General features: G+C 44.8%; 20 protein-coding genes and 1 pseudogene. 3 read left to right on the top strand and 18 right to left on the bottom strand.

All coding sequences use genetic code 11. The features are described from left to right. Nucleotides 1–7: 7 nt before the first annotated feature. The 8 genes and pseudogenes from H9653_RS03265 to epmB form a co-directional block, all read right to left on the bottom strand. The gene (locus H9653_RS03265) at nucleotides 8–298 is read right to left on the bottom strand and encodes a DUF4031 domain-containing protein (RefSeq protein ID WP_191690419.1); all 291 of its coding nucleotides are present in this window, start codon (nucleotides 296–298) and stop codon (nucleotides 8–10) included. 68 nt (nucleotides 299–366) lie between these two features. After that, on the bottom strand, nucleotides 367–2,607 hold the full coding sequence (locus H9653_RS03260) for a transglutaminase family protein (RefSeq protein WP_191690418.1): 2,241 nt from the start codon (nucleotides 2,605–2,607) through the stop codon (nucleotides 367–369). Then, entirely contained in the window at nucleotides 2,604–3,692 is a 1,089-nt protein-coding gene (locus tag H9653_RS03255) for a hypothetical protein (protein WP_191690417.1), read from the bottom strand. Before H9653_RS03255 ends, H9653_RS03260 begins: the two co-directional genes overlap by 4 nt. A 35-nt stretch (nucleotides 3,693–3,727) precedes the next feature. Then, the gene (locus tag H9653_RS03250; protein ID WP_225211579.1) at nucleotides 3,728–4,687 is read right to left on the bottom strand and encodes an AAA family ATPase; all 960 of its coding nucleotides are present in this window, start codon (nucleotides 4,685–4,687) and stop codon (nucleotides 3,728–3,730) included. An 84-nt stretch (nucleotides 4,688–4,771) separates the two neighbouring features. Next, the gene (locus H9653_RS03245; RefSeq protein ID WP_068403883.1) at nucleotides 4,772–5,227 is read right to left on the bottom strand and encodes a c-type cytochrome; all 456 of its coding nucleotides are present in this window, start codon (nucleotides 5,225–5,227) and stop codon (nucleotides 4,772–4,774) included. Nucleotides 5,228–5,387: 160 nt separating this feature from the next. Beyond that, nucleotides 5,388–6,212: pseudogene (locus tag H9653_RS03240) on the bottom strand (EAL domain-containing protein). 266 nt (nucleotides 6,213–6,478) lie between these two features. Further along, nucleotides 6,479–8,014, bottom strand: a complete 1,536-nt coding sequence (locus H9653_RS03235) for a hypothetical protein (protein ID WP_102077620.1) — start codon at nucleotides 8,012–8,014, stop codon at nucleotides 6,479–6,481. A gap of 294 nt (nucleotides 8,015–8,308) precedes the next feature. Continuing rightward, nucleotides 8,309–9,316, bottom strand: a complete 1,008-nt coding sequence (gene epmB, locus H9653_RS03230; RefSeq protein ID WP_068403886.1) for an EF-P beta-lysylation protein EpmB — start codon at nucleotides 9,314–9,316, stop codon at nucleotides 8,309–8,311. A 173-nt stretch (nucleotides 9,317–9,489) separates the two neighbouring features. Here epmB and efp point away from each other — a divergent pair, with 173 nt between their 5' ends. Further along, a complete protein-coding gene (gene efp / locus H9653_RS03225) occupies nucleotides 9,490–10,062 on the top strand; it encodes an elongation factor P (protein ID WP_068403887.1) in 573 nt (190 codons plus the stop codon). An 83-nt stretch (nucleotides 10,063–10,145) separates the two neighbouring features. Here the strand turns inward: efp and H9653_RS03220 are convergent, their stop codons facing one another. The 10 genes from H9653_RS03220 to H9653_RS03175 all read right to left on the bottom strand — a co-directional run bounded on the left by H9653_RS03220 (nucleotide 10,146) and on the right by H9653_RS03175 (nucleotide 21,546). Next, a complete protein-coding gene (locus H9653_RS03220; protein ID WP_225211578.1) occupies nucleotides 10,146–11,960 on the bottom strand; it encodes a GAF domain-containing hybrid sensor histidine kinase/response regulator in 1,815 nt (604 codons plus the stop codon). A gap of 21 nt (nucleotides 11,961–11,981) precedes the next feature. Then, the gene (locus H9653_RS03215) at nucleotides 11,982–12,788 is read right to left on the bottom strand and encodes a tRNA threonylcarbamoyladenosine dehydratase (RefSeq protein WP_369811268.1); all 807 of its coding nucleotides are present in this window, start codon (nucleotides 12,786–12,788) and stop codon (nucleotides 11,982–11,984) included. Between the two features lie 160 nt (nucleotides 12,789–12,948). After that, on the bottom strand, nucleotides 12,949–13,941 hold the full coding sequence (locus H9653_RS03210; protein WP_191690413.1) for a TatD family hydrolase: 993 nt from the start codon (nucleotides 13,939–13,941) through the stop codon (nucleotides 12,949–12,951). Nucleotides 13,942–13,992: 51 nt separating this feature from the next. Continuing rightward, a complete protein-coding gene (locus H9653_RS03205; protein ID WP_068403893.1) occupies nucleotides 13,993–14,172 on the bottom strand; it encodes a hypothetical protein in 180 nt (59 codons plus the stop codon). 304 nt (nucleotides 14,173–14,476) lie between these two features. Then, the gene (gene gspD, locus H9653_RS03200) at nucleotides 14,477–16,741 is read right to left on the bottom strand and encodes a type II secretion system secretin GspD (RefSeq protein ID WP_191690411.1); all 2,265 of its coding nucleotides are present in this window, start codon (nucleotides 16,739–16,741) and stop codon (nucleotides 14,477–14,479) included. A 111-nt stretch (nucleotides 16,742–16,852) separates the two neighbouring features. After that, nucleotides 16,853–17,785, bottom strand: a complete 933-nt coding sequence (locus H9653_RS03195; RefSeq protein WP_225211577.1) for a type II secretion system protein N — start codon at nucleotides 17,783–17,785, stop codon at nucleotides 16,853–16,855. After that, nucleotides 17,786–18,517, bottom strand: a complete 732-nt coding sequence (gene gspN, locus H9653_RS03190; protein ID WP_225211576.1) for a type II secretion system protein N — start codon at nucleotides 18,515–18,517, stop codon at nucleotides 17,786–17,788. It lies immediately after the preceding gene. A 301-nt stretch (nucleotides 18,518–18,818) separates the two neighbouring features. Next, on the bottom strand, nucleotides 18,819–19,142 hold the full coding sequence (locus H9653_RS03185) for an H-NS histone family protein (RefSeq protein ID WP_191690408.1): 324 nt from the start codon (nucleotides 19,140–19,142) through the stop codon (nucleotides 18,819–18,821). A 274-nt stretch (nucleotides 19,143–19,416) separates the two neighbouring features. After that, a complete protein-coding gene (gene ssb / locus H9653_RS03180) occupies nucleotides 19,417–20,073 on the bottom strand; it encodes a single-stranded DNA-binding protein (protein ID WP_191690407.1) in 657 nt (218 codons plus the stop codon). Between the two features lie 108 nt (nucleotides 20,074–20,181). Then, nucleotides 20,182–21,546, bottom strand: a complete 1,365-nt coding sequence (locus H9653_RS03175) for an MFS transporter (protein ID WP_191690405.1) — start codon at nucleotides 21,544–21,546, stop codon at nucleotides 20,182–20,184. 826 nt (nucleotides 21,547–22,372) lie between these two features. On the opposite strand from H9653_RS03175, the gene uvrA reads away from it, so the two are divergent. Together uvrA and H9653_RS03165 are read left to right on the top strand one after the other, a co-directional pair. Continuing rightward, complete coding sequence (gene uvrA / locus H9653_RS03170) at nucleotides 22,373–25,267, top strand: excinuclease ABC subunit UvrA (RefSeq protein WP_191690403.1); 2,895 nt, start codon at nucleotides 22,373–22,375, stop codon at nucleotides 25,265–25,267. Nucleotides 25,268–25,478: 211 nt separating this feature from the next. Further along, on the top strand, nucleotides 25,479–26,054 hold the full coding sequence (locus tag H9653_RS03165; RefSeq protein WP_191690402.1) for a hypothetical protein: 576 nt from the start codon (nucleotides 25,479–25,481) through the stop codon (nucleotides 26,052–26,054). The last annotated feature ends 85 nt before the right edge of the window (nucleotides 26,055–26,139 follow it).

The raw sequence follows: 26,139 nt of genomic DNA, 5'->3' as shown, positions 1-26,139 counted from the left end.
AAAAATCTTATTTTGACGACTTAGACCGTATTATTTGAGCGTTTAACTCTACTTTTAGCTTTTTTGCACACTCAATAATCTTTTTACGATCGGCGGCGATAGCGCCATATTCAAGCGCGGTTTTACGCATTTGCACGGTGACGTCATAATGCGGATAGCTGGCGTTTTGATGAAATAAGCGCTTATCTACTTCAATCAATGCGGCAAAATCGTGCAACTCTTGCAAGGTATCAGCGAGCATATGGCACCATTTATAGCCTTTAAATTCTATTTGCATAAAATCTACGTAAATTGCCATATGCATGCACTCCTTTATTTTTACTAAAAATTTATCACGCCCTAAACAGCACTTTCACAAAACAGCCATTAAAACAATTCACTTGTCTCTTTCTTGAGCTGTTTAAGCACCGTTTGATATTCGCTATCGCTGGTTGCAAGTGTGCTTAAACGGCCATAGCGCAATTGGCGATAGTGTTGTTGAATCCGCTCAATTTTTACTTGGACAGTTTTTGAGTCACCACTAGCGGTTAGCTTACTGGCATTATTATGCTTACTACTATTTTGACCACTGTCATCATCGATTGCGCTTGCCAAACGCGCAAGCCAAGCCAACTGCCCTTCACTCTCTGAACGCGCTAACGATTTATCCGCTTTAGCGATGCGTTTTGAGAGTTGGGCAAGTGGCAGGTCTGCTGGATGCCAACGTTTGCGGCGACGCTGCCAGATAACAAACACAAGAATCGCCATAACGCTAATGGCACTTACTGCCAACCAAGTGATTTGCTGCATGATTGAGCGAATATTAAACCATTTAAGCAATGAGTCAGCTTGCTTATCTTGATCGTAACCAACGACGTCCTTTTGCCAATAATAGCTCGCTTGGTCTGACAGACGACGTAAGGTTTGCAGCATTTGATACTGCTGATAGCTGATTTGTGCCCCAGCGCCCTCGCCAAATATTGCTGCTCCTCGCGCCTGTGTCAACGCATCCATGCCTTGCTCGACGCGCTCAGGGGCAACAAAAGCTGTCGGATCGACACGTACCCAACCTTGACCCTCAAGCCAGACTTCCGTCCAAGCATGCGCATCCATTTGCCGCACTTCCCAAACGTTACCGTTACGACTAGGCTCTCCGCCTTGATAGCCGGCGACAACGCGAGCAGGAATACCAGCGGCGCGCAGCATAAAAGTAAAGCTAGAAGAATAATGCTCACAAAATCCCGCTTTGGTGTCAAATAAAAACTCGTCAATACGGTTGGTATTTAAACGTGGCGGTGATAGCGTATAGCGAAAGTTCGTTTGATTTATCCAGCGCTCGATTGCCTGTATATAGCGCACGGGATCCGAGCCAGACTGGACAAATAACTGCTGCGCCAGTAGGCGTGCTTGCGGATTACCGCTACTTGGTAGTGCAAGATTGAGACGGCGCGACTCATCAGACAGTACAGGGTCGATACGCATCGGCGCAAACTGCAAGACATCGTAGCGCAGCTGCTGGGTAACCGGCTGATCTTTTCGTAAGGTAAAATTTGAGGTAATACTGATATCTTGCTGCTGAGCAAAAGGATAATCAAGTCCAAATAGCCAGTTTTGCTGCGTCGGCTCTAAGATAATTTGATAGCGATTCGGGGCAATTTTCACCTCATCAGGAACGGTCGCTAAGGCATTCGCTATCCAATTTGGCATTTGCGGCGCGGGTTGCCATTCTCGTTGCTGCGAACTGGGACGCCATGTGATCCCATCAAAATCACTAAAAACCAAACCACGCCAATAAAGCTGCTGCTGTGGCGGGCGCTTATCTGCAAACTCTACCCGAAAAGCCAGCTCAGTCGACTGGCCCAAATTGGCAAAGTCGCCGGGCGACATACTGTCAGAGACACCCGTAGTCGCTTGCTGACCTGAGAGCTGTACTGACCATAGCGGCGGCAAGCGCGGAAAGAATAAAAACAACACAACCAACAGCGGCAATGCGCCAATACCCAGCACGCCCAAAGTACGCAGACGCCCATCACCGCGAGTATTGCCATCATCGTTAAGCGCTATAAACGCCAACAATACAATGACCGCACCGATGATTACCTCTACTGTCGTCACAATGCCTTGATCCATCAAAAACAGTGAAGCAAGGACAAACAAAGATAAATTGAGCACCACATAAGCATCACGGCGCTTGTACAATTCCCACAGCTTACTGATAAGGCACAGCACTAAAAACGCGACGCCCATATCCAGACCAAACGCCGTGTTATAGGTCAGCCATAAGCCCACAAGCCCAAGTAAGAAGCCAAGCATTTGCATGCTTTGATAAACGCGCTTTAGATGCGTCAGTTTTTTAAACTTAGCTTTAATACGCGGTAGTTGGGCAATGATACTGACCAGCGCAAAACCTATAAGCCATAACGGCAAGTGCGCTGCATGCGGTAAAATAACGATGATTTGAGCAATTAATACCCAATAATACGCTGGTAAGGCAAATAGCTTGCGAGTCCATTTAGCATCGCTAGCCTGCTCAGTGTGAGAAGTGATATGTTGACCCAAAGCCAATTGTGCAAAGTTCGCAGGGTTTATCTGTGTCTCATTTGCAAGGTGGTGTTTGAAGTTGTTCATGGTGATTTTGCCAATCGTAACAAACAGGCTTGTGCAAACGTTTCACCTGCGCCCTTCGTTGCAGCAGAATGCTTATTAACCGTTGTCTCATTGGGTAAGCGCATGTTAAATGGGACGCCAAGTTCACCCAATGTCAGCACCCCATACGCCATTTGCGCCAGTTTTTGTTCATGCTGCGCCGCTGGCATATCAGCATAGTCTAAGGTTTGCTCATGGCCGACAGGATCAGTGAAATGTTTGGTAAACATCCCTTGGCCGCGCGCCACGTGTCCCCAAGAAACGCGTGCTAACGACTCGCCTACGATATAGTTATCAAGCCGGTCAAAGTCGTCTTGACCTTGGCGATATTGCCCGCCTATGGGCAAATCCTCCGGACTGGCAATGGCATATTGTGCCTGCCAGTCAAATACTTCAGGTTTTGGATAAACCCACGCGCGACGGGCGAAATAGACATACGACCAAGCGCGCATAATCCCTAAGGGGTAAACGGTTTTTATTTTTAATCTTGGTAGTTGCAACTGCCCACGACGATGCGTCTGCACCGGCAAACGAATGATTTGTTCATCTTGTAGGCGCGTGACCAATACTGAGTGCTGACTATCAGCGTGAATCTCACGTTTGTTATCGTTGTTTTTATTGGCTTTTCTATCGACCTTTTTATGAGGCTTTTGCTCAGTTTGCGCAGAGACAATTTGCTCAAAGGTAAATAATAACTGCCGTCTTGGTCGGCGGCTGTCATTACGCAGCTGCAACGTGACCCAAACAGGCGCGCCGGCTTCTGCCATGGTGATATCAAGCAGACGGACTTGCAGACCCGAGATATGGGCGAAGGTTACATGAAAGCTAATGAGCCAGACGCTGATGAGATAAAAGCACAGCCCCAATACCAAGTTATTACCATAGTTGATACCAGCGATAAAGGTGATGATTAATAAAACGGCAAACAGCAACCCTTCACGGCTAAAAAAGATATAGACGTTACGCAAATTCAGCGTCGCACTATCACTTTTGGGCGCACGCGAGGCAAACCAACGGCTTAACACTGAGCGAGCTGGTACGGTTAAGGCTTTTGGCAATATGCTCATGACTACCCTATCCTTACCATAAAAGATGCAAACAATTAAACAACGTCAGCCACATCTGCCAAAATGCGTTGGGCGATGGTTTGTGTCGCTTGTCCTCCCGTCACATGCGCAGGCACGAAACGCTGGCCAAGTCGATGGTCAGTGACCGCCGCAAACACCGCTTGAATATCTTCAGGCGTCACCTCCATATGTCCCGATACATAAGCATATGCTTGCGCCGCACGCTGTAGTGATAGCACACCACGCGGTGATAAACCATGATAATCAAAGCTTGCACGCGTTTTTGCGACCAGTCTTTGCAGATAATCCAACACCACATCGGCGACATATATTTGCTTGACCCCTTGCTGCGCTAATAATACAGCCTGCGTATCAAGCACTGCGGGCAGCTTTTTTAATAGCTCACGACGATTTTGTCCCTTTAACAGCTCGCGCTCAGCGGCAGGCGATGGATAACCAAGCGACAAACACAATAAAAAACGATCTAGCTGCGATTCAGGCAGCGGATAGACGCCCGCTTGCTGCAATGGGTTTTGGGTGGCTATGACAAAAAATGGCTGCGGCAATAGATAGGTTTGCCCATCTTGTGTCACTTGCCGCTCCTCCATCGCTTCTAATAACGCGCTTTGTGTCTTAGGGCTAGAGCGATTGATCTCGTCGGCGAGTAACAGCTGCGTAAAGATAGGGCCGGGACGAAACTCGAATTGCTGCTGACTTTGATCAAAAATACTCATACCCAAGATATCTGCTGGCAGCATATCATTGGTAAATTGCACGCGGCTAAAGCTTAACCCGAGCAATTGCGCCAAGCCTTGCGCCAACGTCGTTTTACCCATACCTGGCAGATCTTGCAACAACAAGTGCCCGCCTGCCAAAATACCACTGAGCGCCAGTTTAACCACCTCGGGTTTATCTAGCACTATTTGATTTAATTGCGCCATTAGCTGAGCAATTTTTTGCTGATTATGGCGATAGTCATTGGTGGCTTGGCTCATTATCGATTCTTGGCTCATTTTTTAATGAAATAGGTTTAAAAAAGAACACCTCTCTGTTAGGTATTTCTCAATCGAGCGTTGCTGCTATTTTGTTTCATCAACTGTTGGTACCGGTGCCCGCAGCGTTGATAAATAGGCAATCACATCGGCACGCTCCTTACTATCTGGCATCGGATCTGACAGCATTTTTGAATCGGGCATGGCTTTTTCAGCATCAGCGATATAAGTATCAAGCGTCTTAGCATCCCATACCCAACCTGATGCCGCAAGCCCTTCGCTATAGGTATAATCCTCTAGCTCGGCGGCTTTTGCGCCATAAATATTCATCAGCTGCGGCCCTTTTTTATTGAGCCCAGGGTTAAGCTGATGACACTGACCGCATGCGTCTTGGTATATCAGCGCACCGTTATCGGCATCACCCTCAGTATAAAGCGGCAGCGTGACCGGATCTCGATAATCAGGCGGTGTTTTTTCACAAGCGGTGAACAATAGCATAGCGGCACATACAGCGCCTAATGAGTATTTTTTGATAATAGACATGGTGGAATAATCTTAAATTGAGGAGCAGAGGCTATGTATGCGCCTACCTTCACCATAATACAAGGTAAAAAGGATAAACAAACATAACGCTGCGTAGAAGTATATATCGTTGCTAACCGTTAAACAGGGCTAATGTAACATGAAGTTTATTTACCCAAATTTAGCTCTCGCTTGCCACTTTTATGGTATTACTAGGTGCTTCTAAATAATAACCCTGTAAGTAGCGTGCGCCTACGCTCCACGCGACTGACATGGTCGCCGCATCTTCAATATATGGCATCAAGACATCAACGCTAATTTCATTGGTACGCATGATGAGCGACTTAACCGTTTCTAAATTCTCTGGGTTATCAAGGCTATCGACATAATTTCGGGCTAAGCGCACCATATCAGGCTGCACAAAATTGGCCAGCTCAACCGATTTAGCAGACGAGCCAAAATTATTAATACCCAGCTGACAGTTTACTTAGTTAAGCGCCGTAAATTGAGATTTCGCCACGGTTAAATGGTCAGCAATGTCTTTTTCATTAAACTGCAAGGTTAGCGCGCCCGCTCTGCCGCCAACTGCATTGATGAGTTGACTAGCAACGCTCGGTAGTTTTTTATCTATCAACGACGCATTGGTCAGTTGTACCAGTAACCTTGCATCTGGATGGGATTTACGCACATCATTGATTTTTTTACAGGCATTAATCAGTATCCAGCGATCAATTTTTTCAAGGAGCTTGTGCGCTTTAGCCACCGCCATAAACTGGTCAGGGGTCAGTACGGTATTGTTTGCATCGGCTAATGGCAGGCGTAGATACACCTCAAAGAAATCACTGCGATCATGATTGATATCATATATGGGCTGGAAAGACAACTCAAAGCGATTATTAGCAATAGCATCGACTAAAGACTCAGCAAGGGCATGATCATCACTATTGGCATGTTCGCTAGCGTCATATAAATGGTATTTATCACCATGATTGGAGGTTTCAATCATAATTTGATTGATAGCATCCAGAGCCCGTTCGAGCAACACTTTTGGCTCAGGCGTATTTTTTTCTATTTTTACGATCGCAATACTTGCCGTCGTACTTGTCGTCCGTTTATCCACTTCAATTAGCATATCACTAATGGTCGAGCCAATTTTCTTAGCCAATTTCTCAAGCGCAGCGGTATTTTGATTTTCTACCAAGATAGTAAAAGCGGTATCGCTAAAGCGACTCACATGGCTGTTTCCCTCTATCTCATTTGTCATTAGCTCATCTATTGATGAGGGCGACATAATAAGAACAGACTCATAATACGCAGTGATGGCGGTTCAATAGAATCTAGCAGGTCATTATTAGCAATCCTTGCTATATCTTTTATCGCTTTAGGGTCATAGTCTTTTTCGAGGGTATCATTTGTCTCTCTGCTTTTTATTGATGCCTCAGGGCCAAAAAATGAATGAACGTTTTTGCACGCCATATGCTCAGCCGTTGCTACTGGCTCTTTTGGTTTGGGCAATAGTCGCAAGGTACGAAAAACGGACAAATCGTCGTTATTGACAGCGCCACCATTAAATCTACCGTCAAATGTCTCTACCGCTAACCCTTTATCGGTGGCATGTTTTTTTGGCAAGGTATCGTAGCGGGGTTGCTGATAATCTGGTAACGCTTTGGCGACAATCAAACTTGATAAGCTTTGCTGGTTACTGACGCGGTAATGAATGTCATTGAATCCTGTGATGACGTGAGCCTCTTGTTTGGCACTTTGCTTGATGGGTAGTGTCAAGCGAGGCTGGATATAGCGATAGCTTAATGTCATGGCAACCGTGTTAAGCAAGCAATATTCAGCGCCTTCTCGACCATCCTTGATAAGTTTGTCCTTACGCGATTTCAAATAAGCGACCAGCGGTGCTAACTCGATAAATACACAATCATGATGGGCATCATAAGGATTAATCGCACAATGGGCGGTCAAATACGTCGGTGCGCTGTCACTATTTAAATTGACGAACACCTTTGTCTCCGTCTGCAGCTCTACCGTTATAATAAGGTGTTCACTCCACTCTAAGAGCAAACGCTGTACCATCAAGATATTGGCTCGGCGCATGGCACGCACGTTTAACAAGCTATGCAAACATAACTGAGCATATAGCTGATGGATAGTATCCGCACAGTGGGTGGTGATATAAGCACTGACATCAATATCAACTGTCCGCTGTTGGCAAGCCATATAGTAGAGCTGATTGATGTTAGACCATAAAGACGCTGTAGGCTTTTGGTAGCAAAGCGCTTCTTCAAACAGCAACTTTTGATACATCAACAGCGTCTGATAGGTCGCAATGGCCAAGGTAATTGACGAAGATTTGTCATTGGTAAAATAGCGCTGCCACAGATGGGTAGATGGTGATGGTTGATTATCTGCTAAAAAAGCAGTCTCTCGCTTTATAACACCGTCGTAACCCATAATCATTAAATAGTACAGCGATTTCACATGTGCTACATAGTCCAGCTGATAAGCGTTAAAAGCCTGCGTTTCATAGATATAATGCTGGCGCAGCAGCGCAATCAGCTGATTGGCCGCATCCAATACAATATTAAATAGCGTTAGGCGCTGGCGATCCTCTATATTTGCCGTACGCAGCTCTGTGAGCACTTGTTCTAACTGCTCTATTTGCTGCATCTCTGCCTGCAGAGGCAACAGCGCCGCCCATTTGCGTAAATGCTGCTCATCGCTATTAAACGATTTAGGCAATGGTTGCGATAAGGGCGCATCCGCTGTTAAATACTGCTGAAATGTCGATAAATTTACCATTACTATCCTTAGTAATTGCGTAGATTACCAATAGAAGTCGACCGCTATCTCTAGAGTTTACTTTTATAGACGACGACACTTAAGCACAAACCACTCGGGCACAAACTATTTATGCACAAACTATTTAGGCATAGACTTCAAATTGACTGCTCAGTGACCGCTCTATGAGTTTGACTCAAATTGCTTTAACAGTGCCTATGTATGAAAATTTTTAAACTTATCACTAAAAACAACTGTAATAATCACTTAACCGTTATTTGTTTACTAAAATTTAGATGTATTATATTGCCTATTTTAAGATTCATTGTAAATATCAATCGGTACTTTAAAGGGTTTATTAGGCAGTTCGCGCACCAACTTTGGCACTAAATAACCAGGCAAAGCGGCGAGTAACGCCCAGTACAGCTGAATAGCTGCGCGCTCGTCACTATCAAAATGGGCAGCACCGTCTACTTTGTCCAAGACATGCAGATAATAAGGCAGAACGCCAGCGGCAAACAAGCGCTGACTCAATGCGGTTTGCACCGTCACGCTATCATTGATACCCTTTAACAGTACCGCTTGGTTTAATAAAGTGACGCCCGCCGCGCGCGTACGCTGCAAATACTCAGCGGTCAGCGCATCAATCTCATTGGCATGATTACAATGAATCACCATCACTATTTGGCAGCGACTTTGCGACAGTCTATCCAATAGCGCCTCATCTAAACGCGCTGGAATGACCAATGGCAAACGAGTATGCAGCCTGATGGTGGTCAGTTGCGGAATCGCTTCTAAGGTATCGAGCCAAGAAAATAAGCGTCTGTTGGTGACATTTAACGGGTCACCGCCGCTTAAAATCACCTCGTTAATCTCAGGATGGGCGCTAATATAATTGATAATATGCTCTTTGGCATCGGCGGTTGGCATATTGGCGCTATAGTCAAAATGCTGGCGAAAGCAGTAACGACAATGGACGGCACAAGCACCGGTAATGGTTAATAAGACTCTTGATTGGTATTTATGCAATAAACCCTTTACTGGATTGTGCGTATTTTCGCTTAAAGGGTCTGCCACATAACCGGTCACAGCGATTTGTTCTTTTTTATTGGGCAATACTTGTTTAAGCAGAGGGTCATCAACGTCACCGACCGTCATTTTTGCTACAAAACCGCGCGGTACACGCAGCACAAAATGTTCAGGTATATAAACCTCTGAGCGCAATGATTCAAGCTTTAACAGCTCAAGCAACTCATCAATAGAGGTTATCGCTTCCGATAATTGCGTTTGCCAGTTTTTTTGTGTGATTAAATGGTTTATCATGACAACCTTATACCTGTGCCCAAAAGCCGCTATTATACGCTCTTAGTACGTCCGCTATCAAAGCGTACGAATTATTCTACAACCTTGTGCATCATAGGCAGCTTTAGCACAGCAAGGCGCAAACCCCACATCCAATTATTGATGACAATACTTACAACCCTTAGGAGTCTTCCGTGGCAAGTTTTTCTACTAACGAATTTAAAGCTGGTCTCAAAGTCATGCTCGATGGCAATCCGTATGCCATTCTTGAAAATGAGTTTGTCAAACCGGGTAAGGGGCAAGCCTTTAACCGTGTCAAAATGCGCAACTTACGCAGTGGTCGCGTGCTCGAGCAGACGTTTAAATCAGGCGATAGCTTGGAAGCGGCGGATGTCATCGATACAGAAATGAACTATCTTTATAACGATGGTGAATTTTGGCACTTTATGCACCCTGAGAGTTTTGAGCAATTACAAGCCGACAAAACCGCGATTGGTGATGCACTAAAATGGCTAAAAGAAAACAGTAACGCGCTTTGCACCATCACCCTATTCAATGGTGTGCCATTATCGGTCACGCCGCCTAACTTTGTTGAACTGCAAATTACTGAAACCGATCCAGGTGTGCGCGGAGATACGTCAGGTGGTGGCGGCAAACCTGCAACCCTAGAGACAGGTGCTGTGGTACGTGTGCCGTTATTTGTCCAGCAAGGTGAAGTGGTTCGTGTTGACACCCGTACCGGCGATTACCAAACGCGCGTTAACTAAGCGTCTTTATCTCGTTTAAAAAAAGCTTAACCGCTATTAGGGGTTAAGCTTTTTTAATGTCAAATGCTTTTTAGATGAGGAAATTATTCTTCCATCGATTGCTTATACATCAGCCAGTATTGCACCAAAGCATTAAGCTGCTCTTGTTTAAAGGGTTTGGTGCAATAATCCTGCATACCGACATCAAGATATTTTTTACGCTCACCATCCATCGCATTGGCGGTCAAGGCGATGATAGGCGGCAATGCTTGCGGGTCATAAAGCTCATGCAGTTTAATCGTCGCTTGTACACCATCCATAATCGGCATGTGATGATCCATCAAAATGACATCATACTGCTCAGGATTTAACGAAAAAACCTCTATGGCTTGTTGTCCATCCGTGACGTGAGTGACCGTATGACCGCTATTGTTCAGTGCTTTTTTAGCAATCATGGCATTGACGCTATCATCTTCGACCAGCAATATATGACCAATAAGCTCATGACTTGGTTCTGTCATACCAAAGTCGTTTGAGTCTTGCCAGCTCTCGTAATGCGCTTCATCGATAGGAGGTAGCGGCAATAATACGGTGAAAGTCGTACCAATACCGACGGCACTATCTACTTCGATATAGCCGCCCATCAGCTCTACCAAAGATTTACAAACTGACAGACCTAGACCTGTTCCACCATAAAGGCGATGAGTCGATTTATTGGCTTGATCATAAGCATCAAATATCGCCTCTAAAGATTCTGGCTTGATACCGACACCGGTATCTGTAACCTCAATACAAAGCGTCATGTCTTGATGATTAACCGAACCACTATCATCAGTATTATAATGAGAAGCTTGCTCTACTTGTAGCTCATGACTGCATATAGACTTATGATTACCGTATTTATCCTCACAAGGGTTGTTTTCCATGTGTTTAACGTCAATGGTCACCCGTCCGCCTTCACGGGTAAATTTAATGGCGTTATTGACCAAATTTACCATGATTTGTTTGATGCGTACCGGATCACCCTTGATATAAGGCGATAATGCCTCGGTATAATGATAATCTAACGTCAAACCTCGCTGACGGGCTTTGACCGCAAATAAACTCACCACTTCGTTACAAAGGCTCGATATATTCATCGGTATTGAATCGATGGTCATTTTGCCCGACTCAACCTTTGATAAATCTAAAATACCGTTAATAATCGCCAATAAGTGCTCGTTTGAGACTTTAATATTATCGACGTACTCTTGTTGTTCAGCGCTCAGCTTAGTCTCAGCGAGCATCTCAACCATACCAATGATGCCATTCATCGGCGTACGTATTTCGTGGCTCATGTTGGCCAGAAACTCTGACTTCATCTCATTAGCATGCTTGGCATGGCGCTGCTGGTCTTGAAGTTTCAAAGCATCGGCAGCCATCGCAGCAAACTGCGCCAATATATCTGCGTCATTATCGGTAAAATCGTAGTGCGCTTGCATATCCATCAAACATAAAGAACCCAAACTATAGGTCTTGCCATCTTCTTGCATAATAATCGGCGCGCCAGCATAAAAACGCAAATATGGCGCTTCTGTCACCAACGGGTTTTGACTAAAGCGACTGTCCTCTGTCAAATCTGGCAGTACCAAAACCTCATCCGACAGGACAGTATAATTACAAATAGCGACTTTGCGTGACGTTGTACAAATACCATCGAGCCCATGCAGCGATTTTAAATACTGGGTTTCCTCATCCATAAAGGTAATGGCTACGACTGGCATATTAAAAAACAATTTCGCAAGCTCGGTTAAACGCGCAAAAGCAGGTTCTTCATTATTGTTGAGTACCTGATATTTTTTGAGTTTACTAATACGCTCAGCGTCTTTCGCAGCGACAGGATAACGATAACCGATTTCTGACGAGTTAGATGTAGACAAAATGGACTCCGTTAATTCAGGTCAGACGCTTGGCTTGACCGCCGCCTGTTTGAGCAATAATTGTAATGCTTCACTAACCATCAGCATCGCGACCACTGAGGTGACGACGACCGCCGAACCATAGCCACCGCAGTGTAAACCGCCTGTTTGACAGCTTTTATCAACACGCGGTGGCTCTGTCGAATAGACACATTTGATGCCAAATCTCTCTTTAAGCGTACTATTAATCCCTTTTTCATGGCGCAGTTTATTGCGTAGCTTTGCCAACAACGGATCTTGATAACTATCGCGTAAATCGCTTACACGAATTTGACTCGGGTCTATTTTACCACCTGCTCCGCCTGCACACACCAATTTTAGTTTGTTAAAACGGCAATGCAGGGCAATAGCAAGCTTAGCATTCATATCATCAACACAATCTAAAATAACAATTGGATTTTTTTGCATAGCCATTTTTGCTTGCTCGCGCGTGGGCAATAATGCTGCGACATTTTCAGGTGTTAAAAAATCATCTATCAGATTTATTTCAACTTTCGGATTAATCTCACGGATACGTGTTGCCATTGCCGCAATCTTACTTTGACCAAAGGTACTGTCTAACGCGGGTAGCTGACGATTGACATTTGACGCCACCAATATGTCCAAATCAATCAATGTAATCGTACCAACGGCGGTGCGAGCCAGCGCTTCTGCCGCCCAAGAACCCACCCCGCCAACGCCAATGACGTAAACATGCGCTGCGGCAAAGGTATCGACAGCAGAGGCACCATACAATGTTTGCGTGCCTTTAAAACGGCGTTCATACTGCTCGGACGATTCATCAATCACATCGACGCTGTCAGCAGCAAGTTGTTGCTCGCTGCGCGCAGTGACCTCTTTATTAACTAAAGTATCTGTTTGCTTTATAGTTTGCTGCAATTGTGTCTCTTCGGTCATAACAAATTAAAGCTCGATTAAAAGGTTGTTTATTATTAATAAGTATCTTGGACTACTCTTGAACTGGATAACGCCAATCGGTACGTAAAGCATTGCAACTGTTGTGCCAAAATTGCTCGGCAAGCGTCTCGGTTGGCACAGCAAGTAATTCACTTAAACTGCCTAATACATAAGGTAAGTTGGCTGGGACATTTCTATCATGAGCGGGTGCATCGCCCCATTCATCATCTGGGCTTTGGCCAAGTGCTGACTGACTACCGCTCGAAACTTGACACATTATCGGCGTCATATCTGGGCAATCTGTCTCGATGACCAAACATTCAATACCATAAGTATCGACCGCTGCTTGAATCGCACGGCGCAGCTTTTTGGCATTTGGATTGGTCACCTGACCGGTCACCCCAAGTTTAAAGCCCAGTTTTACAAAGGCTTTTGCTTCTTGTTCACCGCCACTAAAACTATGGGCAACGCCGCCAAGCTCATGAGCATCATAGTCATGCGCCTTTAACAACGCCAATGCTTCAGCATGCGCTTTACGGATATGTAGCATCACAGGTAACTGCTGGCTCACCGCCATATCCAATTGGGCTTTAAAAAAACGCGCTTGCTTGGCGACCATATCAGGCTGTTTCATCTCATCCGTAAAGGTATCAAAGCCGATTTCACCGATGGCCAAAGGACGTTTGTCATTTAACATCTGCGCCATGTTTTCTAAATGCTCATCCGTATGATTATCGATATAAAAAGGATGCAAGCCTAGGGCAATATGCGCATGCAGAGAGATTTCTTTTTGCTCAAATGTCTGTCCTGCAATAGCGTGCACCTGTTTATTAATAAATTCTTTAGTTGCGTATAAACGGTCAAAATGCCGTTGTAAATACCCTACCAATACCAAATGGCGCACGCCTCGCTGATACGCTTTTTGTATTTGCTCCTCTCTGTCGACATCAAACACGGGAGCGTCAAAATGGGTATGGGTATCAATGAGAGGAAAAATTGTAGGCAATTTCTCATTAGCGTTAAATGAGGCGTAAATCGCAGTCATCAATAGCCTCCAAATTTAATGGTTTTCATTATTTTTCTTAAATATAGACGTTTATTTTAAATTAGAGACTTTATTAGCTGCTTTTTCGTCAGGCACTTTATCATCGTTATTATGATTTGATAATTGGCTATCGGCCTTTTTACTACTACGCCGCGGAATCAGTAATAAAGCCATGGTAACCGCACTTAAGGCTAACCATTTCTTTTTCTTTTCATTATCAAGATTGCTCATTAGTGGCGCCTATAGGTTCTAGCTACTTTTACTATTAACTTAAAAATCACTAACTTAACCCAGTCTACTTAAAGGACAGTTATTTAAATAATTATCTTAAAAAATTGCTTATAAAAGCAATATGTTATTAGATTCACTCTAATTATACGCTCCTCTAAAATGTACTGTGTTTATCTGTGTTATGAATACGCAAGCTAATGTACGGCAGCGCTATCATGCCGTACATTTACTGATGAGATGGGCTGTATTCTAATCAAGAAGTTAGCGCCTGCGTTATCCATTCGCAAGCGCTCTATATTAGAATTTAGCGTTTTAAAGGATACGTGGTGATGCCACTACTACTTGGCGTATCTACTTTGGTAAACCCTTGTGAAGTGGTTTTTGGCGTTTGGTCACGCTTAGGTACCAGTGGATTGAGTGGCATCAATTCATAGTCTGCGCTGACATTGCCATTCCAGCCTTCTGTACCGCTAAGTGGCAGCTGTTTAATAGTGCCGTTTTTGTCGATAACCAACTGTAGGACGCGCATCTGATTGTATTTGCGCTCAGTCACACTAGCGACAGCGCCGCCGTCACGTAAGATGGTCGGCTGCAAAAATATGATTAAGTTACTCTTTTGCGTGCTGTCATTATCAGAACGGAACAGCCGTCCGATGACGGGTACACTGCCCAAACCGGGAACTTTTTGTTGGCGGGTAGTGGTGTTATCGCGCATTAAACCACCCAAGGCAATGGTTTGCTGATCGTCGGCTAGGATGGTGGTATTAATCAAGCTTTTATTGGTAATCAGGCCACTGGCATTGGCGGCACTGCCAGGTACTACCGACGAAACCTCTTGCGAAACCTCTAGACGTACGGTGCCATTGTCGCCGATATGAGGTATAACATTTAGATTAATACCAATATCTTGGCGATCAATGGTCTGGAATGGATTGGTTGATGAGTCACTGCCTGTGGTATAAGAGCCGGTGACAAAAGGCACGTTTTGACCGACCAAAATACTGGCCTTTTCATTATCCAAGGTTAGAATTGATGGCATCGACAGCAGATTGGCGCTGGTCGACGAATCAAGCGCTTGTAAGATTGCACCATAAAACTGAGTATTACCTTGGCTGTCTTTTTTACTATCACCGATGCCAATTAACGCCCCAGCAATAGAACCTGCTGCTGCACTAATATTTGCGCCACCTGATAACGCGGCGGCGGCAAGCGAGACGGCACTCGCGCCGACGTTATTAAAGTTGACCACGCCATAGCCACTATTGGCATTACCCAGCGCCCATTGTACGCCAAGTTGGGTAGCGTCATCGCCTGAAACCTCAACAATCGCCGCTTGAATCAAAACCTGGGCACGGCGGCTATCGAGCTGAGCGACGGCATCCTCAATCTCAAACATCAGCTCGGGCGCGGCATTGACGATAACAGCATTTTGCGTTTCATCCGCGATAATGCTAAAAGGTCGCCCGCCGATACCATTACCTGTGCCACCTGAACTTGCCGTAGATAACGCTGCTCCCGTAGCGCCAGTACTGGTATTCGTAGCACTGTTGGTAAGCGCATTAGTATTATTGTTAAGGGCTGAGCCTGTACTACTGGCGCCGTTTAGCGAAGCTGACTCTAAGGTTGAAGCCGCACCAGCGCTATTAATAGACTGACTGGCAAGCAAGCCGCGCAGCATCTCTGCAATGTGACCGGCACTGGCATATTTTAAGCGAAAGACGCGCAGACCACTTAAACGTCTCGAAGGCGTAGTGTCTAATTGATTGACCATTTCTTGAACTTTGGCAATCATCTCCGGACTGCCTTTGACGAGCAGCCTATCACTAGAGGTGTCAGCGATGACTTTTAGCTGATTACTGCCACCTTGTGCTTGCCCGCTACCTGCGCTTGCCACCAAGGCGCTAATCAACTCCATCATACGCTCAGCGTCGACATGACGCAGCGGTATGACTTGCAAACTATCATTGACGTTGCTGTCTAAATCGCGGATAAGTGACGTGAGCTGATTAAGACTATCAGCACGGTCAGACAATACTAGCGCATTAACGCCCGGTACCGCTGCTGCGTGCGCCGACTGCGGCATCAAGGGACGAATGACACCAAGCACTTCTGCCGCTTGGGTATTGGTCAAATAAATCACCCGTGTCGCTAAGGCTTCACCGACACTGTCCCCGCGTAAGTCCACCGCCACGCCAGATTGTTTGGCGACGTTATCTGGTACCAGCTTAATGGTCGTACCCGAATCGATAGCGGCAATACCATTGACCTGCATGACACTTAAAAACAGCTGAAAAATCTCGTCACGCGACAGCGCTTTATTAGAGATGACCGTGACGTTACCGTTGATACGCGGATCAAGGACAAAGTTTTGATTGGTAATGGTCGCCACTTCATTAATAAAAGCTTTGATATCAGCATCTTGCAGATTAACCTTCCAGCTTTCTGCATTGACAAGACCTGTACTCGCTGCCCATAAAGGAACGGCTAAACATAGCGGCCGACACAAACGCATCAAACGCTGCAAGATATGGTACAAAGGCGTGACCGAAAAATTTTGAGAACTGACCATATTGATAATTACCTACAGTGATGACGCGGATATACTGATTTTCGTGCTTACTCAACAAATCTTTTGCTGAATATAATATGAACCAAATATATTAACTGATGAAATTTTTAACTAAAACTGCTGGCGAATGGTGATAACTTGATCGCCGCGCTGTACTTCTATTTGTGCTTCGCCAGATTGTTTGACTTGCTGCAGTATACTGGCATCTTGGCCGGGATTGCTGCCAACGCTTTGACCATTGACGGTCAGTACCTTATCGCCCGGCTCTAGCCCTAAACGGTTACGCAGTTTGGCTGGCATGGCGGCGGTGACCTGATAGCTCTCTCCAGATGCCATCACTCCCATCCGACTTAAATAACTGGCTGGGTTTGACTGTAATTCGGTAACGGCTTCATCAATTGGCGACTGCGGCGCGCTTTGATCGGTTGCCTGACCATTTTCTTGGCCATTTTGCTCAGTTTCAGGATTGCCTTGCTCGGACATTGGCGCATTAGACAGGTTTGGCAACATACTATTATCGGGCAAACGCTGATTACTTACCGCACCCGCCAGCATGGCACTTTGATCAAGCGGCATGGCTTCTGGCATTCTGATGACGACTTCTTTATCGTGAGCATCGGCTATAATGACTTCATTCCAATCGACGGCGACCAGCGTATAGTCACTGTCTTTTAAAGTATCACCGATACGGTAATTTTTCACTTCGCCATTGACGTCCAGCATCGCCGAAGACAAACTCTCTGGTATGGCGATAAGTACACCTTTTAACAAAACATTGGGCGGCGGCTGTACGGGTGCAGCGATAGGATCAGGGTCCGCAAAAATGGCAAATAAACCACTATGATCTGTACTGGTGTTCGCTGTACTCTGTAAAGGAGCAACTGGTAAGGTAGGCGCTAATGGCGCAGCTAGCAGCAACCAGAGTAAACGCGCAGCGCTCCAGCATAGCCAAACAATCGCTAATAGCAATAGTGCTGCTGCAAAGCGATTGAGGGTATTAATAACAGGTTTTAAACGGCTAGATACATCGGCAACATTCATCATCTAGCGCGCCCCTAAGCCACTAAGCAATGGCTGGCGCACACTGACCACAGGCGTATCTTGCGGAGCTTGCCCTTTATATTCTGGCATATTTTCTAATAGGCGCTGGGTTAAACTCACATCTAGCATATTGTCGCCATCGATATACAAATCGCCCAAGCGCTTATCTTGATTGTTGATAAGATTGACATGCAGTAGATTTTTATTGTTCTTTTGCTCGGCACTGAGCTCAGCTCGCAGTGCAGGCATGGTGAGATAAAAAACCTTACCACCGCTAGGATAACCGACTTCGCCGCCTACCCACGTAAGCTGACCACTTGCTTCCCTAAAACCGGCGGCGTTTCTATCTGAATTGCCTGCTTCAGAATTTTTTGCAGATTGACGTTTTAATGAAACGTTATTGACCTGAATCGGGGTATTAGGCAACTGCCAATCGACCACACTGGCTAAAGTTTCAGGGGCAATTTTACCGCTCATGTTTTGAATTTGCCATGAGCTGCTACCTACTTTCACCTGACCATTTAAGCGGGTCTGTTCTGAGCTGATATCGACTTCTGCGCCTAATTTGCCTAATAGTAGATGCCACGGCTGCCACGACCACTCAGCAGCACCGGTAAGCGGCGCTGTTGACACGGGCAATTGCCAAATCGCTGAGCCTTGCCATAAGTTGCCAGACACATGTTGTACATACGGCGTATCAGGGGCATATTTTTCAAGCAGCCAGGCTGCTGGCATTTGCAACACGGCAAATAGCGCGAAGAATATAAAGCCAAGTAGCCACCAGAGCTTGCGGGGACGCTTGTGAGACGACGTGGAAACGTGAGGCACGGTTAGCTAACTCTTATATAAGACAAAAACGTCATTATCATAGCAAACAATGGCATACAGATGACAGAAAAAAAGCCAGTATCTTTGCACCAAAATAGTGGCGATAAAGAGACTGACTTTTATCTAGCAGCTTATTTATAAAACCATCACGCTTAATGACACGTTAAAGTAAAATAGAATAAGATCTAAACCAAGAGCTTTTAAATGATTAAATCGCAAAATCCTCAAGCTTGCGACCTGTCGCTAGTGCATCTACCAACCAAGTTGGTTTGCGTCCGCGACCAGTCCAAGTTTCTTCATTATTATCGGTATTGCGATATTTAATGCTGCGTTTTTTCTCAAGCTTCTCGCCCGCTTGCAGAATCTCTTCGATGCTGGCATCGCTTTCTTCAGCGATTTTTTCAAACTGCATATAGGCGTCATATAAACGCTGATGCTGTTTTTCTTCAATCAATTGCTGCGCATTTTCAGTAATCGCGCGTAGCTCATCAACGTTTAAACTATTTAAATCTATGACGTTATTTTTGTTCATCGTAAACTCCACTTTTATATTAAGGTTATAACCGAGTTGGATTTTTACTAAAAACTTATGCGTAATAAAAATCGTAAGTAGCAGTAATATAAACAAGAATATAAACCGCCACAAGTATTGATTGATATTTAATAATAAATACCAGTAAGCAAATAATTATTTCCAAGAAAATAAACTTTTATATTAAATAGAATTTATCATATAAAAATAGCTCAATGATATTATTATCAATGAGCTACAGAATTATAAATACAACATATTGTTATTGTATAAGTTAGAATGGAATATCATCATCTACCGGACCGTCAGACATTGCCGTCGGTTTTGACTGTGCAGGCGATTGAGCAGGTTTATTAAATTGGTTCTGCTGTGCAGGCGCATTTTGATTATTAAAGCTATTTTGGTTGCTACCCTGAGCGCCGCCTTGGTTATAACCGCCTTGTTGGTTATTTCCCTGTTGGCCAAAGTTATTTTGGCCACCTTGGTTTTGGTTCTGACCAGCAAAACCGCCGCCCTGATTGCCATAGCCGCCTTGGTTCTGATATTGGTTCGAGCCTTGAGCGCCACCAAAGCTGCCACCATCATTACTACCACCGCTCGCACCATCGAGCATTTGCATTTGCTCAGCACGAATCTCGGTAATATAACGGTCTTGGCCGTTAGGATCTTGGTATTTACGCGTACGCAAGCTACCTTCGATATAAACCTTACTGCCTTTACGCAAATATTGCGCTGCGATTTCGCCTAGACGGTTGAACAATGAAATGCGATGCCATTCTGTCGCTTCTCTTTTTTCACCGCTTTGCTTGTCAGTCCACTGCTCTGAGGTGGCAACCGAAATGTTGGTCACGCTACCGCCATTACTGAATTGGCGAGCCTCAGGGTCTGCTCCAAGGTTACCGATGATGATAACTTTATTAACTCCGCGCATAATATCGTCCTTTTACTTATAAATAATTTGTTTGCCAGCTTTAATCGAGTATTTAATATAGAGTATGAATACTAGCAGTAATATGACTTCACTTTAACCATTTTTCTGTTAAATATCTAGGGGGCTTTGCGCTAAATGCGACAGCTCTTGTCGTGCAGAATCTGTTAATTGCGTTTTATCCAATTTTAAATAAGCGACCTGCTCTTTTGCCATCACGACCAACTCATCAACGCCATCTACCGCCAGCATTTGCCGTGACCAATCTTGGATATTGATATCTTTGGGAATGGTCACCGTGGTGCTTGATAAATACGGTGGATCAGCAATCGGAATAATCAGCAGCAATGCCGCGCCCATAATGACAGCCAATACGCCCCACGCCAGTAAATTCGGCTGGGTTAATAATAATCCGCCCATCGCCCCGCCAACAAAAGCACCAAAGAACTGACTCGATGAGTTTAGCCCCATCGCCGTTGCTTTATTTGCAACGGGCGCACGCTTCGATATCCATGAGGGAATGGTCGCTTCGAGTAAATTAAAGCCCATAAAGTACAGCAACAAGCCTAGAATAATACCAACCCCGACCTGACTACCAAGTGCTAATAATGCCAGAGCCGCGGTCATTAACGCAATCGCTGCCAAAAATACTTGGCGCATTTTGCGTTTCTTTTCAGCAATAATAATAAAGGGTATCGCTACGGCAAAACCAATAAATAATAACGGTAAATAAACCAAACCCTGCTGACGTACCGATAAACCAAGTACTTCACTGAGCTGATGCGGTAAGATGACGAAAATAGCCGTCATGGTTAAATGCAGAGCAAAAATACCGATATGCAAACGGTTTAAATCGCCAATCTTTAGCACATCTGCCAATTGCTGACCAATCGACTTGTTATCGAGATTGTGCTTAAGCACCCGTAGCGGTGTCGGCACGAACAATAATAGCAACATTGCTAAAACAGCAAAACCTGCCGTGAGCCAAAACAGTCCTGAGATACCTAGCGATCCGACCAATAAAGGCCCGAAGGCAAAGGCCAGCATAATGGAGGTAGCAATGGTCAAACCCATGGTCGCCATCGCTTTGGTGCGCATCTCTTCACGCGTCACATCAGCAAGTAGTGCCATCAATACCGCCGATACCGCGCCACTGCCTGCCAGCGCCCGCCCGATAATGACTTCGTAGATATCAGTGGCATTGGCAGCGATGATACCGCCAATAGCAAATAATATCAGACCCAAAAAGATAATCGGCTTACGCGGAAACTTATCCGCGGCAAGGCTCATCGGTATCTGAAAAATCGCTTGCCCGAGCCCATAAATACCGACCGCCAAACCAATCAGAAACGGCGTTGCGTGCGCATAATTATCACCATACACCGAAAACACGGGCACAATCATAAACAGGCCAATCATCCGCAAAGCGAAGATACCACCGACCCCAATAATTGCCCGTTTTTCTACGCTATTCATACTTGCCTCACTGGTTCATCATTGCTGGTTTATCACTGCGGCTTGCTGGTATTATCACGCCTTTATCAAGGCGTTAGCCTACAAATCAAGCCCACTAGTATAAGTCATTCGCCGTTTGCTTGCCGAAACTTTTATCTTACTGCTGCAGCCGCACGGTTGGCTTCTACTTGCGCTTTTTATAGAGGCGATAATTTTGTTACCAAGTGCATTTAATGGCGCATTACACCTTGAATAATGCCGCTGCCATGACAATAAAGTAAGACGTTGACAAGATACTTGCCTTGACTGTACGGCAGCTTTTAGACTGATTTTAATGATACAGATTTATAGCAAGTATAATGGCTTTTAAAGCAGCCAAGCTTTTAAGAAATACGATATTTAAAATAATAAAATCTAAAGTGGCATGATATAAACAAGTAATACTTAAAAAAGCCGTGCTTACAACTAACAATATTCAAAACCGACATTTTCTCGAAAACTATGCTGAAAAAACTGAAAAACAAAGCTTAATTCAATCTATAACAAAGCACTTATGTTAGTTAACAAACATTTCATTTAGATTGTTTTAATGATTTCAAGGTTAAGACTTAAGTTAGGTTTGAACGTTACGCTTATATAAACCTACATCACTGACGCTTTATGAAAAAATCAGCGTATGAAAATCTATTTTATAACTGTTGTTTTATTAAGAAAATTTCGTGATAACGACAGATTTTTATAAAGCCATAGCAACTTAACAACCAAATATGCTTTTAACAGCCCATTCATTAACTATATTTGACGCTTAGATTTTATATACCATTAGCAAATAGGAAACCTATCAACGATGGCACATGACCATATTGCAATACGCGGCGCACGTACGCACAACCTAAAAAATATCGATTTAGACATTCCACGCGATAAATTCGTGGTAATCACTGGCTTATCAGGCTCTGGTAAATCGTCACTGGCGTTTGATACGCTTTATGCCGAAGGGCAACGTCGTTATGTTGAGAGCTTGTCGGCGTATGCGCGTCAATTCCTCTCACAGATGGAAAAGCCTGAGGTCGATAGTATCGAGGGCTTGTCGCCAGCGATTGCGATTGAGCAAAAATCGACCAACCATAACCCGCGCTCGACCGTTGGGACGATTACCGAGATTTATGACTATTTGCGTCTGCTTTATGCACGAATCGGAACGCCCTACTGCCCTGAGCATGGTGAGCCAATGGTGGCGCAATCGGTCACTGAGATGGTCGATCAAGTCATGGCGTTGCCTGCTGACACCAAGCTAATGATACTGGCACCGGTGATTCGTGAGCGTAAAGGTGAGCATACGGTTTTGCTTGAGCAATTAATTGGTCAAGGTTTTGTGCGTGTGCGCGTCGACGGTGATGTTTATGATACCGATGAGCTGCCAACGCTCGATAAGAAGAAAAAGCATACGATTGAAGTCGTCGTTGACCGCTTTAAAGTCCGTGATGACTTGGGCAACCGCGTCGCTGAAAGTCTCGAGACTGCCCTACGCTTGGGTCAAGGTCTGGTCACGCTACACTTTATGGATGGCAATCCAAAAGAAGGCGGTGACGAAAACCAAGTCATGTCAGCCAAGCATTCTTGCCCTGTTTGTGATCGTGCAGTCTCGGAGCTTGAGCCGCGGATGTTTAGCTTTAATAATCCGTACGGTGCTTGCCCAAGTTGTGACGGTCTCGGTAAACGTCAGTATTTCTCAAGCGATAAGCTAATTACCCATCATGAAAAATCGCTCAATCAAGGGGCGATTAATGGCTGGGATAAGCGGCACGCCTATTACTTTGGTTTGCTATCGACCGTTTGTCATCATTTTAAAATCGACATGGATACGCCATGGCAAGAGCTGCCAAAAGCTCAGCAAGATATCATCATGCATGGCTCGGGTAAAGAGAAACTGACCTTTAATTTTACTGATGAGCGCGGGCGTAAAACCAATAAAACTGTGCCGTTTGAAGGCGTATTGCCGTATTTAGAGCGTCGTTATGCCAAAACCCAAAGCAACTTAGTACGTGACGAGTTGGCGAAATATCTCGCTGATACCACGTGTAACGTCTGTGATGGCGCACGTCTCAATGAAATCTCACGCAACGTCCGCGTTGACGATCAAACCATAGCCCAAATTGTTAAGCTGTCTATCGGTGATGCTGCTGACTATTATAAAACGCTCAAGATTGGCGGTCATAAAGGTGAAGTCGCCGAAAAAATCTTTAAAGAGATTAATGAACGTCTTAACTTCCTTGTCAGTGTCGGGCTTGATTATCTTACCCTTGCCCGCTCTGCTGAAACGTTATCGGGCGGTGAAGCACAGCGTATTCGTCTTGCTAGCCAGATTGGTGCTGGTCTGATGGGTGTCATGTATGTGCTCGATGAGCCATCGATCGGTTTGCATCAACGCGACAATGATCGTTTATTAAAAACCTTAACGCGCTTACGCGATTTGGGCAATACCGTGCTGGTCGTCGAGCACGATGAAGATGCCATTCGCCAAGCGGATCACGTGATTGATATCGGTGTCGGCGCGGGCGTTCACGGTGGTCATATCATCGCCCAAGGGTCGGTCGATGACATTATGGCAACCAAAGGCTCGCTCACAGGGCAGTATATGTCTGGTGAGAAACGAATCGAGATTCCAAGTATTCGTCATAAAGCCAAAACCATCGAAGTTGAAGCCAAAGGTAAAGCCAAACCAAAGCAAGTACCGATGTCGATTGAGCTTAAAGGCGCAATAGGCAACAACTTAAAAAATGTGGATTTGAGCTTACCGATTGGCATTATGACTTGTATTACAGGGGTTTCTGGTTCTGGTAAATCGACCTTGATTAACCGCACCTTAATGCCTATCGCTGCCACTCAATTAAATAATGCTTCAACGCTTATCGCTGATAAGCATGACAGCATTAGCGGTCTTGAGCATTTGGATAAAATGGTCGATATCGACCAAAGCCCGATTGGCCGAACGCCGCGCTCAAACCCTGCGACTTATACCGGTGTCTTTACGCCGGTTCGTGAGATGTTTGCGCAAACGCAAGAGGCGCGCGCTCGTGGTTATAAAGCCGGTCGCTTTAGCTTTAACGTCAAAGGCGGACGCTGTGAGATGTGTCAAGGCGATGGCCTTATCAAAGTTGAGATGCACTTTTTACCTGATATGTATGTGCCCTGCGATACCTGCCATGGTAAACGCTATAACCGCGAGACGCTAGAGATTCACTATAAAGGTAAAAACATCGCCGATGTGCTCGATATGACAGTTGAAGATGCGACTGAATTCTTCTCAGCGATTCCAGCGATTCATCGTCGCCTGCAAGCGCTGATGGACGTAGGTCTGAGCTATATTCGTCTTGGACAGTCTGCGCCAACGCTATCAGGCGGTGAAGCGCAACGGGTCAAACTGGCGCGTGAGCTTGCCAAACGTGATACCGGACAGACGCTATATATCTTGGATGAGCCAACCACTGGTCTGCACTTCCATGATATCGATAAGCTGCTCAATATCCTCCACACCCTACGCGATAAAGGCAATACGATCGTGGTCATCGAGCACAATCTTGACGTCATTAAAACGGCGGATTGGGTGATTGACCTTGGCCCTGAAGGTGGTAAAGGTGGTGGCATGATTATCGCTGAAGGCACGCCTGAAGAAGTGGCAGAAGTGAAAGGCTCGTATACTGGCGAGTTCTTAAAGCCGATGCTTGAAAGAGCGTCGTAAATTGTTTTTGATTTTTTGAATAAGAAAAAGGCCGTCCTAAGTGGGATGGCCTTTTTGTGAAAAACAGCTTAAATTTTCTTGAAGCAAAATCTATTAACGTAACCTCTGAACCTCTGTTATGTAAAACGGAGAGTAATCTTTCTGAAATCTTCCAAAAAGTAGACACATGTAATATTATATTAAGAAAGTTAATAGTTAATTAGGTTGCGTAATGATTATGAAGAAGATAATAGTCCCACTTATCGGATTAATCCTAGCAGGATGTGCATCAACACCCTCTAGATATGCTGTTGGATTTGATTCTCACCCGCAAGGAGCATCATTAATATGTGAAGGTCAGAATAAAGGATATACTCCTTACGTCGCTTATTTTAATAATGTTAAGTTCGTCGAGGGAGCTTCTAATACTCTAGATCTAAATCCATGCCATGCTGTGTGGAGCAGTGGAGTTCGTGCTGCTTATCCAACTAAAGCTCCAATATATCCATCAGGTGCAAGCACATATACACTACAAAGACCTGACGCTCCTGGATACTCCCAAGATGCTGAATTTGCTTTAAAAGTTAAGTCTATGCAAGCAAATGAGCAGGCTGCAATAGCAGCTCACCGAGCTGCAACAGCAGCTGAAAGAGCAGTTACCAATCAAAACAGCATGAGTTACTCAATGAATCAGGGCAATTCATTCAATAATACTGTTCAGTGTAAAAAATTACAGCCCTCTATAAATTCTGAAATAAAGACTTTTTCAGGAATGATATGTCCTATGGGTTGGATGCAAGTTTTTTAAAAATATATTTATACCTTCAGCTGCTCGGCTAAAGTTGTCTATAAAGCTCTGATATTCTTTTATAGTTTTTGCCTAGCAGCTCTAG

The sequence above is a fragment of the Psychrobacter communis genome (genome assembly GCF_014836505.1).
In the GTDB taxonomy this organism is placed as follows: domain Bacteria; phylum Pseudomonadota; class Gammaproteobacteria; order Pseudomonadales; family Moraxellaceae; genus Psychrobacter; species Psychrobacter faecalis.
The sequence above is the reverse complement of the archived record's forward strand: the minus strand, read 5'-3'. Positions and strand labels throughout refer to the sequence as shown.